Below are 16,409 nucleotides of genomic sequence, written 5' to 3'. Positions count from 1 at the left end.
TTATACTGAATAAAATCACTTCTTTAAGGAGCACTAAATAGAATGGCTTCCAATAATCATCTTGTACGATCACAAAATAAACAATTGGTCTTAAAACAGCTCTTTCAACATGAGTCGCTTTTTGCTGCGGACATTGTTAAAGCAACTGGCATTAGTATGGTGACTGTCAATTCTTTGATTAGAGAATTACTTGCAGAAGACACCATTATCAAAGGCCCTTTGCAGCAAAAAAATATGGGGCGGCCGGCGGTCACTTATCAACTAAATGTCTTAAAACAACAACCACTTCTCCTCTGTCTGATCGACATTGAAGGGGAATTGTTCTTGCATACGCTTTTGGTCGATATAAAAGGTCGTATTTTAGGTGAAAATCAACGCATTGCGCCTCGTACACCTGCTGATTTCCAAAAAGCCGTGACACAACAATTGCACAATTATCCACAAGCAACCCAAATCGCACTATGTATTCCAGGAAAGATCAACCAAGGCATTGTCACTTCCAGTTGGTATGAAGTGTTTGATCTTTGGCCCCTCAATGAATTGATGGCTGCCATCACAACGTTGCCCTTTTATTGTCAAAATGACGCCCACTTGCTGACTATTGGTGCTTGTATCCATCAAGGGTTGTCATTGAGACAAACAATTGTCGGCATCTATAATCCAGAACAAAGTATGCCCGGGATTACTTTATTGGTGAACGAAACACTGCTGGAAGGACAACGATCGTTAGCTGGAGAAGCAAAGTTTCTGCCTGGTTATCTCGACCAAGGAGTCCCGAAAACACGAACAACGCTTGTCAATCGACTCGCGGAGGTTATCCCGTTTTATAATGCAGCATTCGCGCCCCATTGCTTGATTGTGGCGAGCACTTTTCCGATTGAATCTTCATTAAGGCTAGCATTAGCCCAACAGCCCATATTACAGAAACAACCCAATCAACCAGCTATTTATTTCGTAAACGATCTAAAACAAGCGTTGATTTTTGGTCTGCACTGGCTCATCTTTCATAATACGCCTTATTCACTTGCTTAATGACAGATAGGCTGCACTCACTTATAGATAAAGGAGATGTTTTTTTGCACATTGTGATTATCGGGGCGGGTCCTCGGGGCTTGTCTTTATGCGAGCGCCTGATTGCCCATGGAAAAAAAGAGCAGCTGTCAACTGCCATTACATTGATTGATCCCTACCTTCCCGGCGCTGTATGGCGGACCGAGCAAAACCAAGACTTGCTGATCAATTCTGTTACCAGTCAGGTCACCCTTTTTACTGATGATACCTTGACCAGCGGCGGACCTGTGGTGAAAGGCCCGACCCTATATGAGTGGGCAGCTACTCATGGCAAGGCATTTGCCCAACAGCACGCCCCTTGGTTGTCAGCATTCTTTGACCAGATCGATTCGAATGGCCATTGTCCGCGTGCCGTATACGGATTGTATCAGCAATGGTTTTATCAAGAGTTACGACTACATTGTCCGGCTTCCATCTCTTTGACTTATCTTCCAGCCGAAGTTCTCTCTATAACCAAAGAATCAGACCGTTTTTGCGTGAAAACAGCCGCGAAATCTTTGATTGCTGATCAAGTCATTTTGGCGACTGGCCACGGTGCTGCTCGCTTATCACAAGAAGAGGCAGCATTGGCTGCATTTGCCCAACAAAAACAGCTATTTTATGCACCGCCAGCCAATGCAGCAGATGTTGATTTCACCGACATCCAAGCCAAGAAACCTGTGATTCTCCGCGGATTGGGCTTGGCCTTCTTTGACTATGTGACTTTGCTGACAAAAGGTCGAGGCGGCCGCTTTATTGAAGAAAATGGGCAATTGTCCTATCAGCCTTCTGGACAAGAACCGCTGATCATCGCTGGTTCTCATCGCGGGGTACCCTATCACCCTCGGGGGAAAAATCAAAAACAGCCAACGCAGCAGCGGCAACCCGCGTTTTTGACAGCCAAGCGTTTGTCTGCGTGGCGTCAAGAAAAGCAAGTCGACGCTGACATCGTCTTTTATTTTTTGGCGAAAGAAGTTGAATTGGTCTACTATCAGCAATATCTGGTATCCATGAAGCGATCAAATGCAGATGTCACAGCCTTCACCGAGGCCTTCATCTGCCAAGAGGGACAATTGTCTGTGGTCCATGATTTTGCTATCCCCTCGGCTGCTGTGTGGGATTGGTCTTTCTTCGAACAGCCCTTTCGCAAAAAGCCAGCTGAACAATCGCCTCAGGAATTTTTGCTGCACTACCTAAAGTGGGACCTAAAAGAAGCATCCCTAGGTAATTTGACTGGTCCTGTTAGCAGCGGGTTAGAAGTATTGAAAGATCTGCGTGAACCCTTGCGGCTGATTTTGGCCGAGGGCTTGCTCTCCACCAAAGCATTGAAAGAAACATTTTGGCACTCATTTGTACCCTTGAACAGCTTTTTGTCGATTGGTCCGCCATTACAGCGCACACGAGAACTGGTTGCCTTGATGGAAGCTGGTATCGTTACGCTTTTAGGGCCAGAAATGGTCGTGGAAACAACCGAAGTTTTCTTGACCTATGCCAAACAATCTCCTGACCATACCTTTCAAGCCACGCAAATGATGGAAGCCAGAATTCCGACAACAGCTGTTGAAGCAACGGCTAATCCGTTGATCCGCAATCTATTGACGCAAGGGTTGATTCATCCAGCGATTTTGCCTATCCCAGATCAAACTGATTTCTCTACTGGTGCGATCGCCATTGACCCCGCGACCAATCTTTGTTTGGATAAACAAAACCGGCCGCAATCAGGTCTTTATTGCTTTGGGATTCCAACCGAAGGCATCCATTGGTTGACAGCTGGAACTGCCCAACCTGGAACGGATGCTTGGAACTTGCGGCAAGCCGATCAACTGGCTGCCCATATCTATGCACATAGGCTGTCAAAATAAGCTGCTGATTCTTTTGCAAGAAAATTGCGTAAGCTTTTGAAAACCGATACAATAAAAGAAAAGGCTATAAGGAGGTTGTTCCATGACCGCTGAATTACAAAAAATCAATGCCTTGATTGCTGAAGTTGAAAAGGTGATTTTGGGCAAACACGACGTGATCCAGATGACCGTTGCCGCATTATTGGCAGGCGGACACGTTTTATTTGAAGATATTCCCGGTGTCGGTAAAACGATGCTGGTCAAGTCATTGGCCAAAGCGATCCAAAGTGATTACAAACGGGTCCAATTTACCCCAGATCTATTACCCAACGATATTTTGGGGGTGTCTATTTTCAATGCCCAAAGTCAGCAATTTGAATTTCGACCAGGACCGATTTTCACTTCTGTTTTGCTTGCAGATGAAATCAATCGAACGACACCTAGAACCCAAGCCTCCCTGTTAGAAGCCATGTCAGAAAATCACGTCACCATCGACAATCAAACGTATCCGCTTAGTCCGCATTTCTTTGTTTTAGCAACCCAAAATCCCAACGAATATGAAGGAACCTATCCTTTACCAGAAGCCCAATTGGACCGTTTTTTGTTCCGTTTGCATATCGGTTATCCTGATTTTCAAGATGAATTGGCCCTCTTGACTGGGCAGCGTCAACAAAGTTTGGATCAGATCCAAACGATTTTGCAGGCGGAAGAATTAACGACACTCAAAGCAATGGTAGATGATGTCTATGTCGATGACCAAGTGGCGCGCTATGCCCTGCAATTGGTGCAAGCCAGCCGCCAACATCATGGTATTGAACTGGGCATTAGTCCACGGGGCGGGATCGCCTTCTTGAAAGGCGCCAAAGCCTTGGCACTCACTGAGGGACGGACCTATGTAACGCCACAAGATCTGCAACGGATATTGCCCGCTGTATTTGGTCATCGATTGTTAGTCAAAGGCGGCATCCATGCCAATGCCGAAACAATGGCCGAGCTCATGAAGCAAATGATTCAACGGGTACCCGTTCCTACGAGGAAATGATTATGCATAGACATTTAGCAAGTCGCCTGATTCGTCTCTTTGTGTCTGTTCTCGCCTATTTGGTGTTATTGGCCTATTGCTTCATCTTCAACAACGATGCAGGCTGGAGCTTATGGTTTTTGCTGACACTGATTTTACTCTTTGATCTGTTGAGTCTGATCCCTTCTTTGAAGAAAGTCCATGTCGCCAGTGAGGAATCTTTGCACAGTGAAGAAGGAACAACCATTACGTTACCAATTGAGATATTTTGCTACCGGCCCTTGTTTTTTCCCTTTGTCGAACTTTCATTGTCTTTCGATAGCGGATTCCACCAACAAAGCTTATCTTTTTATCGAGGTGCGGCCATTCGCACGCAAGTCCAGTGGCTCCCACCGAAAAGAGGAATCTACGAGTCTTTCTCAGCTACGTTGCGTAGTCGTGATCTATTTGGTCTCCTTGAAAAAAAACGTCGACTTACCATCCAACAGTCCTTGCTGGTCTTGCCTGCGTATCGGACAGAGGCGACCGCATTGCTGCCTTTGATCACGGAACAAGCGCAACGCTACACCTATGGAGAACCCACATTTTCAATCAAGCAATTTCGTGCTTACCGACCAGGTGACTCATTGAAACAGATCGATTGGAAACTCTCCGGCAAACAGCAAGAGCTGGTGTATCGTGAACATGAAAACCAGCAAACACAGCCGCTGGCTTTGGTATTTTGGGGCGAAACAGATGAAGCATTTGAACCGACGTTGGCGCTCTTTTATTCGTTGCAGCAGCTTATCCAAAAGCACCATGCTGTCCAAACGCTTTTGTTTGGCGCAGCGATCGATTCTCCCTATCACACAGATGCTGCGGCTTACGCGCAGATCACACCTTTTGATCAGTTGCCCGCTGGCATTCCACTTCTTACTGGCAGACATGTGCTCGTGATTGCGCCAGCTATGACGGATCAAGTCCAAGCCTACATGGCTCAATTGCAGCAGCACAATAGTTGCCAACTTTTGTCTTACGCGGATTTGCTTGGTTTTATCGCAGAGGAGGACGGCCAATGAAAGATGATTTGATCAAAAAATGGCTGCTGGGTATCCTGACTTTTGTCAGCTTGACATTGATGATTCTGCCCTTTGTTGCGGTCTATGATTTAGGCAATGAATCAACATTGCTGCTTTATACTGCTTTTGTTTGTCTTGTATTGGTGTTACTGCCGAAAGTCCGCTATAGTCTGCCGCTTTTATTGATTGCTTGGTTTGTTGTGTTGTATCGGATTTTCCCATATGGTACACGCTTTTCATTTGAGTGGTTGGCGCGCTTTGGCGATGACTTTATGCGGGCTGTCAGGGAAATCATTGTCGGGGATGTTGGCTATATCACCGAACTTGCTGCCGTCACATTGATCGTGACTTGGGTCTTGTTTTTAGCGATTTTGCCGATTGTATTCCGTTGGTTCTTTTTCACCTATGCCATGATGCTGACTTATTTACTGACTGTCGTGATTTTCAATCGCTTTGATTTGACTTGGCATATCGTCGGGATCCTGATCTGCGGCATCGTCTCAGCTCTCATTGAACAAGTAGAGGAATGGCAAAAACGTAAAGCTGGCGAATGGGCATTGGTCTTTCTGGTGTTTGCAGCTTTCACGTTTGTAGCGGTCTATTTGCCTAGAACTGCTGTGAGGGATCAATTGGTCAGTCAATCAACCATGATTCGTACGAATTTGAATCAACTTGGGTTTTATCGATTCATCGAAGAACACGGTACCCCCTCAGGTTCCCGCACAGGATTCAGTGAGAACGATCGCCAGTTGGGCGGTCCTTTATTAGACGACACGACGATTCTATTTGAAGCACAACAAAAGACGCGTCATTATTGGCGCGTTGAAAGCAAAGACTTTTATTCGGGCAAAGGATGGATCAATACGATCCGGGAAGAAGATTTCCGAACCGACCCAATCTCACTAACCGTCGCCGATGAACAATACCGACAACCTTATACGGAGACTGAAGAGATCAGCATTGATTTCATGAACCATGGTGATTATGTGCCATTGCCTTATGGGCGCAGCCAGCTGAACTTGGCCACCGGTGCACAAGGATTACAAGTAGACGATTCGATTCGCAGAGTTGATTTGCTTGCACCTGAAAGCCTGACACAAGTATCGATCACGTGGGATCAGCCAGACTATGCGGCCGAAAACTTGCAGACGATCACGTTGCAGCAACCAGATACGACTGTCAACTATATCCAGCTGCCGGATACACTGCCCGATAGGATTCCGGCATTGGCAGAGGAGATCACGGCCGAATCCACTACGCTCTTTGACCAAGTGACAGCGATTGAAAGTTACTTAAAAAACACGATCAATTTTCGCTATTCAAAAACGGATGCTGTTTATCCTGAAGAGGAGCAAGATTATGTCGATCAGTTTCTGTTTGAAAGTCAAGTCGGCTATTGTGACAACTTTTCTAGTGCCATGGTGGTTTTACTGAGAACCTTGGATATCCCTGCACGTTGGGCCAAAGGCTTTGCACCTGGTGATGCTGTTAGCGCTGAAGGAACAACGACCTATACGGTACGCAACCAGAATGCCCATTCATGGGTGGAAGTGTTTTTTGAGGGATACGGTTGGATCCCTTTCGAACCAACACCTAGTTTCCAGAACCCAGATCGTCCAGTCCTGCAGACCGATACCACAACGGATGAAACAACACCAAGTGAAAGCACTGCTCAGACCAGCGAAAGCAGTGTTAGCAGCAGCACAGCCGAAACCTCGAGCAGCAGCAGTACCGCTGCGACGGAAGCAACGGATGACCCTTGGTTGTCGGCTGAATGGATACGGCTTTTGTGCAATGGTCTGATGTGGCTCGCTGCGCTGCTTGTGGCCGGTTTGTTCTATATGTATCGTCATAAACTCTTTCGCATACGGATCTGGCTGATTTGTCGCTTGTCCAAAGCACCACTCACACAAGCCTATCCCCTTTTATTAAAACAAACGACCCGGATCCTGTATCGCCACGATGCCGAAACCTTGCCGGATTATGCCCAGCGACTAGAAAAGATGTATCCATTGTTCCACGGCAGCTTCATCCAACTGACCGCTGCCTACGAAGCCTATCTCTATGGCGGAAGCCAAGACCAAGGCTATCAGCAATTGATTTTGCACACCGCAGAGCAAATCGGTCAGTTGAAGCAGGTCAAATGACAAAAAACCTATTTAGGACCATATTTCCATGGTTCCTAAATAGGTTTATTTTTATGTCTACTTTATATTTGATATTTGAAAAGATAGTCCTTATTTCTGACGTTTTTGTACAGCGATGATGATCAATTTGGTGATTTCCATCAATAAGACTGCACCTGCTGCCATTGCCATTGAAAGACCGACATGGCTGAATGTAAAGGTTGTTGGAATCGCAAATACTTCACGAATTCCTGGTACCAATGTAATACTGTATAATCCTCCACAAACCACGATGGCCAACCACACCATTTTATTGGCGAATAAACCAGCTTGCCATGCTGTTTCCGTATTAGAACGCGCAGGCAATGTTTGCAGTGTCCGGCTCCAGATCAATGTTGAGAAGGCCATCGCTACCCCTAGTTCAGGGGATTGGTTCATCCCTAACCATTGCGCCAAGATCACGACTGCAGCAATCAAGATTCCGCGATACGTAACGGAAATCAACGTTTTTCCAGTAAAAATACCGGCATTTGGATCACGAGGTGCTCGATCCATAATGGTCGGCTCCGCTTTCTCCATGCCTAACGCAATGGCTGGCAGTGAATCATTGACCAAGTTGATGAACAGCAATTGCAGCGCAGTGAAGGGATTGTCCCATCCCATGACTAAAGCAAAGACAATGGCGATGATTGCACCTAAGTTTCCGGCAAACAAATACGAAATCGCCTTTTTGATATTATCAAAGACATTGCGTCCTACTTCTACGGCCCGAATGATCGACGCAAAGTTATCATCTGTCAAGACCATTGCTGCCGCATCTTTCGCAACATCCGTTCCAGTTCCCATAGCAATCCCGATGTCAGCCTGTTTCAACGCGGGGGCATCATTGACCCCATCACCCGTCATGGCAGAAATTTTGCCTTTGTCTTGCCATGCGCGAACGATTCGAATTTTGTTTTCTGGAGAAACACGGGCGTAGACGGTTATTTTTTCTAATTGATCAGCTAGTTCTTGTTCAGAGAGATTATCCAATTCTGTTCCTGTTAAAGCCAAATCACCTGCAGCAGCAATCCCGATTTCTTGGGCGATCGCTACAGCTGTTGTTTTGTGGTCTCCCGTGATCATCACTGTTTTGATTCCTGCAGCTTTGGCATCGGCTACCGCTTGTTTGACTTCTTTACGCGGCGGATCGATCATCGCCATTAAGCCGACCAAAATCAATTCTTCTTCATCTGCCAACGTCAACTCACGATCTGTTGCGTCTGTTAAAGGACGGTAGGCAAAAGCGAGAACTCGTAACGCTCTTTTTGAGAACTCTTCGTTTTGATGTAGCAATTGTTGTTTGATGTCTTCTGTCAATGGTACGACTTGATCGTCGATCAGCACTTTGGTACTGCGGCCAAAGACGATATCTGGACCGCCTTTGGTCAATAGCAATGACTCCCCATCGATTTCATGAAGTGTGGACATCAACTTACGGTCTGAATCAAAAGGCAATTCTTGTATTCGCGGATACTGTTGGCGAATCGCGCGATAAGGTTGTTGCAAGGTTTCGCTATAATCAAGAAAGGCAATCTCTGTTGGATCTCCTAATTTGGTGCCATCTTCACTGATTGCCGCATCATTGGCTAAGACACTGATGTCGATCAAACGTTTTTCCGGCAACGTCCAATTTGCCGGGTCATCAGAAAATGTGCCTGTTTGGCCATTTGGCAAGTAATAATCAACAACAGTCATTTTGTTCTGTGTCAAAGTCCCAGTTTTGTCTGTACAAACAATACTTGTTGAACCCAATGTTTCAACGGCTGGTAATTTACGAATGATGGCATGTTGCTTGGCCATTTGTTTCGTACCAATCGACAAAACGATCGTTACGATCGATTGCAGTGCCTCTGGAATAGCGGCTACCGCAACTGCCACCGCAAACATAAAGGCATTGACCAAGTCTTGCGTCATATCACCGGTACCATCACCTAAGAACAAACGGGCAACTTGAACACCAAGAATAATCAGCGATAGGACCAAAATTGCTAAACTCAATTTCTTACTAAAGGAATCCAGCCCTCGTTGCAACGGCGTCTTGTGTTCCACTGTGTTTTCCAACAAACCAGCAACCTGACCAATCTCGGTCACGTTACCGGTAGCCGTCACAATAAAGCGACCACGCCCGTAAGTCACGATCGTACCACTAAAGACCATATTGTCGCGATCGCCAATCGGCGCTGTCCGATCAATGATCCCGAGTTCTTTTTCAGCCGGTGTCGACTCACCTGTCAACATCCCTTCATCGACTTTCAAAGAGCCTTCTTCGATCAAACGACCATCGGCTGGCACATAATCGCCGGCTTCTAAAATCACGATATCGCCAACAACCAATTCTTTCGCTAAAACACTTTGTTCTTTGCCATCGCGAATCACAGTTGCATCGGGTGCGGATAAACTCTTTAATGCATCCAGTGAGCCCTCCGCTTTCTTGGTTTGAACAACGCTGACAACGGAATTTAACAGCAATACTGCGAAAATAACGATGGATTCAACATGTGCCCCCATGATCATTTGAATGATTGCTACGATCAGCAGCACGATCACCATCGCATCTTTGAAGGTCTCCAAAAATAAAGCCAAGCTAGATTTTTTCGGTGCTTCCTTCAGTTGATTCAAGCCGTTTTCTAAACGTTTGGTGACTTCCTCTTGCGTCAACCCTTCCGGTCGGCTCTGGACCTCTTCCATAATTTCTGACATTTCCTTTTGATACATTTCTTTTGCCAATGTGTTTGCCCCTTTATCTGTATTTTTACCCGCTTAGGTCTCTTTCGGAAAAAAAGAGACCTAAGACAAGCATGCACTTGTCTTAGGTCTCACCGTTTAAAATAATACCAGAAAGCTGCCACCAGCTTACTTACTGTTGATATTACCGCGGCTTGCGCCACCAGTTACTCCCCTAAGGAATATTGATAATGTACATTTATCATAACGGAAAAATTCTGACTTGGCAAGGCTAAATTCTTACCTGAAATCATTTTTTGAAAATATTCTCTTTGGAAAGTCGCCTTTTTTTCTGCTACACTAAGATTACACAAAGATTTTTTCCTTTAGGAGGTAAGCTTATGGACATCTTCAATCAATTGATCAACCACACATCCGTCAGACATTTCAAACCCGAACCCTTGTCAGACAAATGCAAAGCAGAACTGGTCAAAGTCGCACAAAGTGGTGCCAGTTCAAATTTCGTACAAGCTTACTCAATCATCGAAATCAAAGATCCGCAAAAGTTAGCCGCGATTGAGCACATTGCAGGTGCGCCCAACTATATTACCCAAACAGGCGTCTTTTACTTGTTTGTGGCAGACTTATATAAGCATCAACAACTGCTGGAACAAGCGGACTTATCCAATCATGCATTGACTACGATGGAGCCCTTTATCGTATCGGTCGTTGATACGACCATTGCGGCCCAAAACATGGTCGCTTATGCGGAAACCCAAGGCTTGGGCATCTGCTATATCGGTGGTATCCGCAACGACTTGCCGGCTATCGCCCAATTGGTGGGTTTGCCGAAACTGACATTCCCCCTCTTTGGCTTAACGATCGGTTATCCTGAAAGCCGCAATGAAGTCAAAGCGCGCTTGCCTCAAGCAGCCATTTTGAGCACAGATCACTATCAGCCATTGACCAAGCAAATCGTCGATCAATACAATCAAACAACCGCTGCATACTACGCCCACCGTGGTAGTAACCAGCAAGAAACCAATTGGCAAACCAAAATGACCGAGTTTTTCCGTGAACCTCGCCGCCCAGATGTTGCCGACTTCATGAAAAGCCAAGGCTTTACTGGTGATTTCCCCGATTAGACAACATAACCGCTCCTTTCATCCACTTGTTGAAAGGAGCGGTCTATTTAGGTTCACTTTGATGCCGGCTATCTAGAAATAGCCAAATCTTGATAAAACTGTGCAACCAACAAGCCCAACGCTTGATCTAAAGCAGCCGCATCATCAGTCGAAGTTCGTTGCAAATGCTGTATTGGCTGGGCTTCTAAATCAAGCAAGTAATAAGGAATTGCTGCGTCAGCTTCCCGTCGCACCTTGATCAACGGCTGATACACTGACTCTCCGCAAGGACCCGTCTTGGAAAAAGCCAATTGGCATACCCCTTCGCTTTCTTGACGTATCTGATAATAACCGCTATTACCCGCTGTTTTTTTGCCTTCAAGTTGCTTCTTCAAATTTTCTATCTCACGCCACTGCATGACTTCACATCCTCTGACTGTCGCTTACTATTTTGAACCTAGTGTATCATAAGACAATTGTCTATAGGCTGAAAATAAAAACAGTACTTCAAATTTTTTTGCTTAGACGCAGATTTCTCTCTTTACAAAAAGAACAAACGTTCGTATACTTTCAGTAAGGAGTGATTGCTATGACCGCTGCACAAATCGCTTATGCAACGCAAGAAACCTATGCTTTAGAGAAGCATTATTATGAATTGGTCACATTACCGACACCCGTTCACTTTTTATTCGATAGCTTTGCCCGCACAATGGAACAGACTGGCAAAAATTATATTCTGATTCCCGCTGCATATTCTGTATTGCATCGGCCCTTGTTTTTTGTTTTCCGTATTGAAGAAGGCGAAGTACCGGTTTATCATTATCAGCATGTGATGGCCAATCGGAAAATCGTCCGGCGCTATGATCCCAACCGAGAGTATTGGCCGGATGGTCGGTGATTGCCACCCGTTGTTTTTGTCCGCCTGATGGCTTGTTGGCAATTTTTTTAAGGAAAACAAATAGAGGAATGCAAATCAAACAAAAAAAGTCATAAATAAAGATTCATATTTTTTCATTGATTGGCATCCTCCGTACATGTATAAGTCAATACTTCCTGACCAATACGTATCTGACAATCGATGACGGGGTTAGATCCATCAATGTCATCGGCAGGAATATAGAAACCGGCGGTCCATTCATTGAAACCTGCTTGCACCCCACGCTGCTTGACAGTTTCCTCAACAGCGTCGATTTCTTTCTTGTTGACACGCACCGTCAAGTCAGAGGGCACGCTTGCTATCTCTTCGGGAACAAATAAGGTGATCATATAGAAGTAGGTGTCTGTTTCTGCTACGTCAAATACCAAGTCTGGTTTGGTGACTACGGTTTGCACGATCCCGTTCTCTAGCGTCTCACTGGTACTATTCTCTTCTGTGACATCTTTGGTGAATGATGTATCCCCAATCAGAGTTACTGTATCTGTGACATAGATCGTTTGATCAGCAACTGTTCCCATGGCTACAATAGGCGCTTCTTCCAAAGACTGGATACCGCTATCATAAAGCAGGTCAGGTAATTGCGTGTAGATTTTATTGGCATTGGCTAGTGGCGTGACGGATAAAGGAGGATCATCGCGTTCTGAAACGGCAGTTTTTCGCCAAGGATGATTGCTTTCGGTGAGATGATAAAAAACGCCTATGCATATACCACAAAGTAGAATGAAAAAGAATACTTTATTTTTCCGCATAATGCCCTCCCTTTGTTCTATAGTGTCTATCCAGTAAATTGATTGATATAGCGTAGTGATTAACTCATAATATACAATTGATCACTATCATATATACATTATTCTATCAGCGGAAAACAAAAATTCCAACAAAATATTCAAATGAACATTATTTTTTTAACTAAAAAGAACATTTTTGATAAAAAAATACAAAGAGTCCCATTTTTGCATAGCAAAAATGAGACTCTTTGTATTTGGTCTTCTTTCATTCAATGGATGTATGTCGAACCATCACCAACTAAATGGATTTCTTCAAAATTCTCATGTCTCTTCCAAATTGGTCAGGTGCTTGATCTATCTGCTGATAGCCGGATTTTTCATACAATCCTTGGTGTTGGGTCGCGATGTATACTTTTTCGAATCCATTTTTTGCCAATTGTTCTTCTGCGATCCGCACCAATTGTTGACTGATATGTTTGCCTCGATATGTTGGATCAACGTAGACGATGGCGATATACGGTGTATATGGAACATTGTCGATGATATCCTTTTCGACGAAAGAACAAAACCCGACAATCTTCCCATTATCTACGGCTGCTACAACACCTTCCCATGACAAAAATTCATGATTTCTCATTTTTTTTGCTAAAAAATGGGCCGCTTTCCAATCTGCCTTATCTATTTCTTCAGCCGCAGACAGCCATTGGTCGTCCTGTATTTGCAATACTTGATAGTCCATACGATTACCTCCATTATCGCTTTATTCACCTAGATTGTTATCAACAGCTTACCATTTATGTATGGGGAAACGAACTGAAATGCTGTTTTGTTTTCACAACTATCGCTACTATCAATACTACCACTACTATCACTACTATCGATTCTTTCCATTTATTTTTCCCCCCACCTATGTCCCCTCTAACCAAAGAGCATCAACAGCAAAAAAGGTATCGCAAATACGAATAGATACCAGACATACGCTTCTTTAGCCCCAGTATCTGATTGCGCATTGGCTCTCATTCGATCGCCACTGACCAGCGTACCAGACAAAATCAAGCCAAGTATCAGTGCCCCACTCCCGACATAGGTCATCCATTGATTCATATGGAGCGATTTGAAAAGTAAACCAATTATGGTTGCAAGTGCAAATATACTTACATAATATTTCATTTCAATTCCCATTCCTTTCTATCTCAAACAACTATTGCCAACAATTATACCGATAGATGATAGTGGAACATAGAGGGAACTAATATGATATAGCTACACCATGCGACGAATAAACAAAAAAAACTGCGTGAATCCAGCAAGCTATCGATAAGACAGCTTTTCTGGATCACACACAGTTTGATTGATCAATTTAAATGGTCGAAGGCATTTATTTCGCCAAACGGTAGATTGCATCTGCATAGATGACAGCTGCATTGAATAAATCGTCTAAGCTCATGAATTCGTTGGCTTGGTGCATGGTGTCCACATAACCTGGGAACATTGCGCCGTAAGCTACACCGCGTTTCAATAAACGGCCATACGTTCCGCCGCCAATGATTTGTTCGAAGCCTTTTTCGCCAGTATGTTCTTCATAGACAGCCAATAGTGTTTCCACCAATGGATCATCTGCCGGTACATAGTGAGGTTCCATATTGCGTTCATTGCGGGTCACTGTTGCACCTTCCATGCCAACAGTTTTTTCGATCCCGATTTCTAAACCTTCAGCAGTCACACCTTTAGGGTAACGGAAGTTTAGCGCGATAAAGTTATCCGCTTGTGTACCTGCTTGATTGGCTTTGAAAGCAAATAGGCCAGCATTCATTGTTAATTTGCCCATTTTTTCATCTTCATATGCCACACCTAATTTTTCACCATAGAAATCTTCATGGACATAAGCTGCTGCGGTATGGATGAATTGTTTCGCTCCGCCGCCAAACGCGTAATTATCAAGAAAGACGGCTAAGAAAGTCCCAGCATTGATCCCTGATTGTGGGCTTGCGCCATGGGCACCTTTACCAACAAGTTCAATCTTCACTTGTTCGTTTTCTGTTTCGATCGTCCCAGTAACAGGTTGTGCTTCCACATAATCAAAGAAGGCTTTTTCCAATGCCAATGCTGCATCTGTTGAAGGTGCAATAAAGGTTGCAGTTGCTGTACCTGGTACCATGTTTTCTCTTAAGCCAGCTGTAAATTGTTGTAATTGATAGTCACCTTCGTTATTGCCTTGGAAGTGCAGGCCTAATGTGACATTCCCTTTTTCGCCATTGATGATTGGGAAATTGGCATCTGGTGAGAAACCAAAATCAGGTTTTTCTTCATGTTCAAAGTAGTAATCCATATCTGCCCAGCCGCTTTCTTCATCAGAACCGACAACGAAACGGATTTTTTTGGACAATGGCAAACCTAATTCTTTGATGATCTTCATGCCGTAATAAGCAGCCATTGAAGGGCCTTTGTCATCAGATGAGCCGCGGGCATAGATTTTGTTATCATTGATCACTGGATCATATGGATCAGTTGACCAACCGTCTCCAGCAGGTACAACATCCATGTGGCCGAAGATCCCTAAAGTTTCGTCCCCTTCGCCAAATTCGATGTGACCAGCATAATTGTCCACGTTTTTGACTGTGAAGCCATCGCGTTCACCATACGCTAGCATATGCAGCAAAGCATCGCGAGGTCCAGGTCCGAAAGGCGCGTCGGCAGTGACTTTGTCATCTTCCCGTTCACTTTTCACTTTTAATAGATCGATCAAGTCGTTCAGCAAATCATCTTTGCGGGCTTCGACTTCTTTTTTCCAATCGATTGTCATTTGATTCCCTCCATTTCTTTTCTCGCCTTTTATGATAACACTCTTAAGCCAAAAATGGAAAAAAATTTGGTCATCTTAGTCGGTCTTTTTTGGATTAATCGGTATAATAGAATCAATCACCTACCGATGCCGATCTTGGCATGAAAGGAGTCAAGCAATGGAACGATTAAACGAAACAGTATTAAAAGAGGTCATCCGCCAACGACCAGCAAAAAGCCATAAGGGTACCTTTGGCCGGGCGGTCCTCATTGGTGGCAATCAGCAGTTTGGCGGTGCGATCCTGATGGCGGCTCAAGCATGTGTCTATGGTGGTACTGGCCTCACTACGGTGATTTCTGACCCGGTCAACCGCTCGGCATTGCATGCCAGATTACCAGAAGCGATGTTTGTCGATTGGCACCGCTCAGACTGGATCGATTCCGTCACAGAATCTGCCGACGTCCTCTTGATTGGTCCTGGACTTGGAGAAAGCAAAGATAACTTTGATTTGCTGCAACGCATCGTTACCAATCAAAAAGAACACCAGTGGTTGGTGATCGACGGATCCGCCATTACATTGACAGCCAAATACCCAGTGACATTTCCGTATCCTGACCAAGTCGTTTTTACCCCACATCAAATGGAATGGCAACGACTGAGCGGATTAACAATCGCGGAACAAACCACCGCCCACAATCAACAAGCCCAAGAAAAACTGGGCAGCCTGGTTGTGCTAAAAAGTCACCGGACGCAAGTCTATGGCAAACAGATCGTCGAAAACTCGCTAGGCACACCGGCCATGGCGACTGGCGGCATGGGGGATACATTGGCGGGGATCATCACCAGTTTTTTGGCCCAATTCAAAGGCTCTGAAGCAGCCGTTCACGGGGCCGTCTTTCTCCACAGTTTGATTGGTGAAGATTTAGCAAAGGACCAATATGTTGTCTTGCCGACCCAAATCAGCGAAGCATTGCCCCGTTATATGAAACAATATAGCCAGCAGTAACCACAATCTTAGACAGCCAAGGAAGCTTAA

The 16,409-nt window shown here is 44.8% G+C and carries 14 protein-coding genes; 8 read left to right on the top strand and 6 right to left on the bottom strand.

The window, feature by feature from the left end; genetic code table 11:
- Positions 1–42 precede the first annotated feature (42 nt).
- From A5886_RS04205 to A5886_RS04185, 5 genes are all read left to right on the top strand, one after another.
- Positions 43–1,032, top strand: coding sequence for an ROK family protein (locus tag A5886_RS04205; protein WP_086273782.1), 990 nt, complete (start codon positions 43–45; stop codon positions 1,030–1,032).
- 53 nt (positions 1,033–1,085) lie between these two features.
- Positions 1,086–2,912 (top strand): FAD/NAD(P)-binding protein, encoded by a 1,827-nt coding sequence (locus A5886_RS04200; RefSeq protein ID WP_256926248.1) that lies wholly within the window; start codon positions 1,086–1,088, stop codon positions 2,910–2,912.
- Between the two features lie 82 nt (positions 2,913–2,994).
- Complete coding sequence (locus A5886_RS04195; RefSeq protein WP_086273780.1) at positions 2,995–3,933, top strand: AAA family ATPase; 939 nt, start codon at positions 2,995–2,997, stop codon at positions 3,931–3,933.
- A 2-nt stretch (positions 3,934–3,935) separates the two neighbouring features.
- Positions 3,936–4,970 (top strand): DUF58 domain-containing protein, encoded by a 1,035-nt coding sequence (locus tag A5886_RS04190; RefSeq protein ID WP_086273779.1) that lies wholly within the window; start codon positions 3,936–3,938, stop codon positions 4,968–4,970.
- Positions 4,967–7,117, top strand: coding sequence for a DUF4129 domain-containing transglutaminase family protein (locus A5886_RS04185; protein ID WP_086273778.1), 2,151 nt, complete (start codon positions 4,967–4,969; stop codon positions 7,115–7,117). The genes A5886_RS04190 and A5886_RS04185 overlap by 4 nt, the downstream gene beginning before the upstream one ends.
- A gap of 90 nt (positions 7,118–7,207) precedes the next feature.
- Here A5886_RS04185 and A5886_RS04180 read toward each other — a convergent pair whose 3' ends face one another.
- Positions 7,208–9,865 (bottom strand): cation-translocating P-type ATPase, encoded by a 2,658-nt coding sequence (locus tag A5886_RS04180; RefSeq protein WP_306297894.1) that lies wholly within the window; start codon positions 9,863–9,865, stop codon positions 7,208–7,210.
- A 338-nt stretch (positions 9,866–10,203) separates the two neighbouring features.
- On the opposite strand from A5886_RS04180, the gene A5886_RS04175 reads away from it, so the two are divergent.
- A complete protein-coding gene (locus A5886_RS04175) occupies positions 10,204–10,947 on the top strand; it encodes an NADPH-dependent oxidoreductase (RefSeq protein WP_086273777.1) in 744 nt (247 codons plus the stop codon).
- A 68-nt stretch (positions 10,948–11,015) separates the two neighbouring features.
- Here the strand turns inward: A5886_RS04175 and A5886_RS04170 are convergent, their stop codons facing one another.
- Positions 11,016–11,345 (bottom strand): hypothetical protein, encoded by a 330-nt coding sequence (locus tag A5886_RS04170; RefSeq protein ID WP_086273776.1) that lies wholly within the window; start codon positions 11,343–11,345, stop codon positions 11,016–11,018.
- A gap of 170 nt (positions 11,346–11,515) precedes the next feature.
- On the opposite strand from A5886_RS04170, the gene A5886_RS04165 reads away from it, so the two are divergent.
- Positions 11,516–11,824 (top strand): DUF5960 family protein, encoded by a 309-nt coding sequence (locus A5886_RS04165; protein WP_086273775.1) that lies wholly within the window; start codon positions 11,516–11,518, stop codon positions 11,822–11,824.
- 113 nt (positions 11,825–11,937) lie between these two features.
- Here A5886_RS04165 and A5886_RS04160 read toward each other — a convergent pair whose 3' ends face one another.
- The 4 genes from A5886_RS04160 to pepV form a co-directional block, all read right to left on the bottom strand.
- Positions 11,938–12,612, bottom strand: a complete 675-nt coding sequence (locus tag A5886_RS04160) for a hypothetical protein (RefSeq protein WP_086273774.1) — start codon at positions 12,610–12,612, stop codon at positions 11,938–11,940.
- A gap of 277 nt (positions 12,613–12,889) precedes the next feature.
- A complete protein-coding gene (locus A5886_RS04155) occupies positions 12,890–13,330 on the bottom strand; it encodes a GNAT family N-acetyltransferase (RefSeq protein ID WP_086273773.1) in 441 nt (146 codons plus the stop codon).
- A 179-nt stretch (positions 13,331–13,509) separates the two neighbouring features.
- Complete coding sequence (locus A5886_RS04150) at positions 13,510–13,761, bottom strand: DUF5316 family protein (RefSeq protein ID WP_086273772.1); 252 nt, start codon at positions 13,759–13,761, stop codon at positions 13,510–13,512.
- 208 nt (positions 13,762–13,969) lie between these two features.
- Complete coding sequence (gene pepV, locus A5886_RS04145; RefSeq protein WP_086273771.1) at positions 13,970–15,394, bottom strand: dipeptidase PepV; 1,425 nt, start codon at positions 15,392–15,394, stop codon at positions 13,970–13,972.
- A 157-nt stretch (positions 15,395–15,551) separates the two neighbouring features.
- Between pepV and A5886_RS04140 the strand changes: the two genes are divergently transcribed.
- Positions 15,552–16,379: an NAD(P)H-hydrate dehydratase gene (locus A5886_RS04140; protein WP_086273770.1), complete on the top strand. Its 828-nt coding sequence runs from the start codon at positions 15,552–15,554 to the stop codon at positions 16,377–16,379.
- Positions 16,380–16,409 lie beyond the last annotated feature (30 nt).

The sequence above is a fragment of the Candidatus Enterococcus testudinis genome (assembly GCF_002140915.1).
In the GTDB taxonomy this organism is placed as follows: Bacteria; Bacillota; Bacilli; order Lactobacillales; family Enterococcaceae; genus Enterococcus_D; species Enterococcus_D testudinis.
The sequence above is the reverse complement of the archived record's forward strand: the minus strand, read 5'-3'. Positions and strand labels throughout refer to the sequence as shown.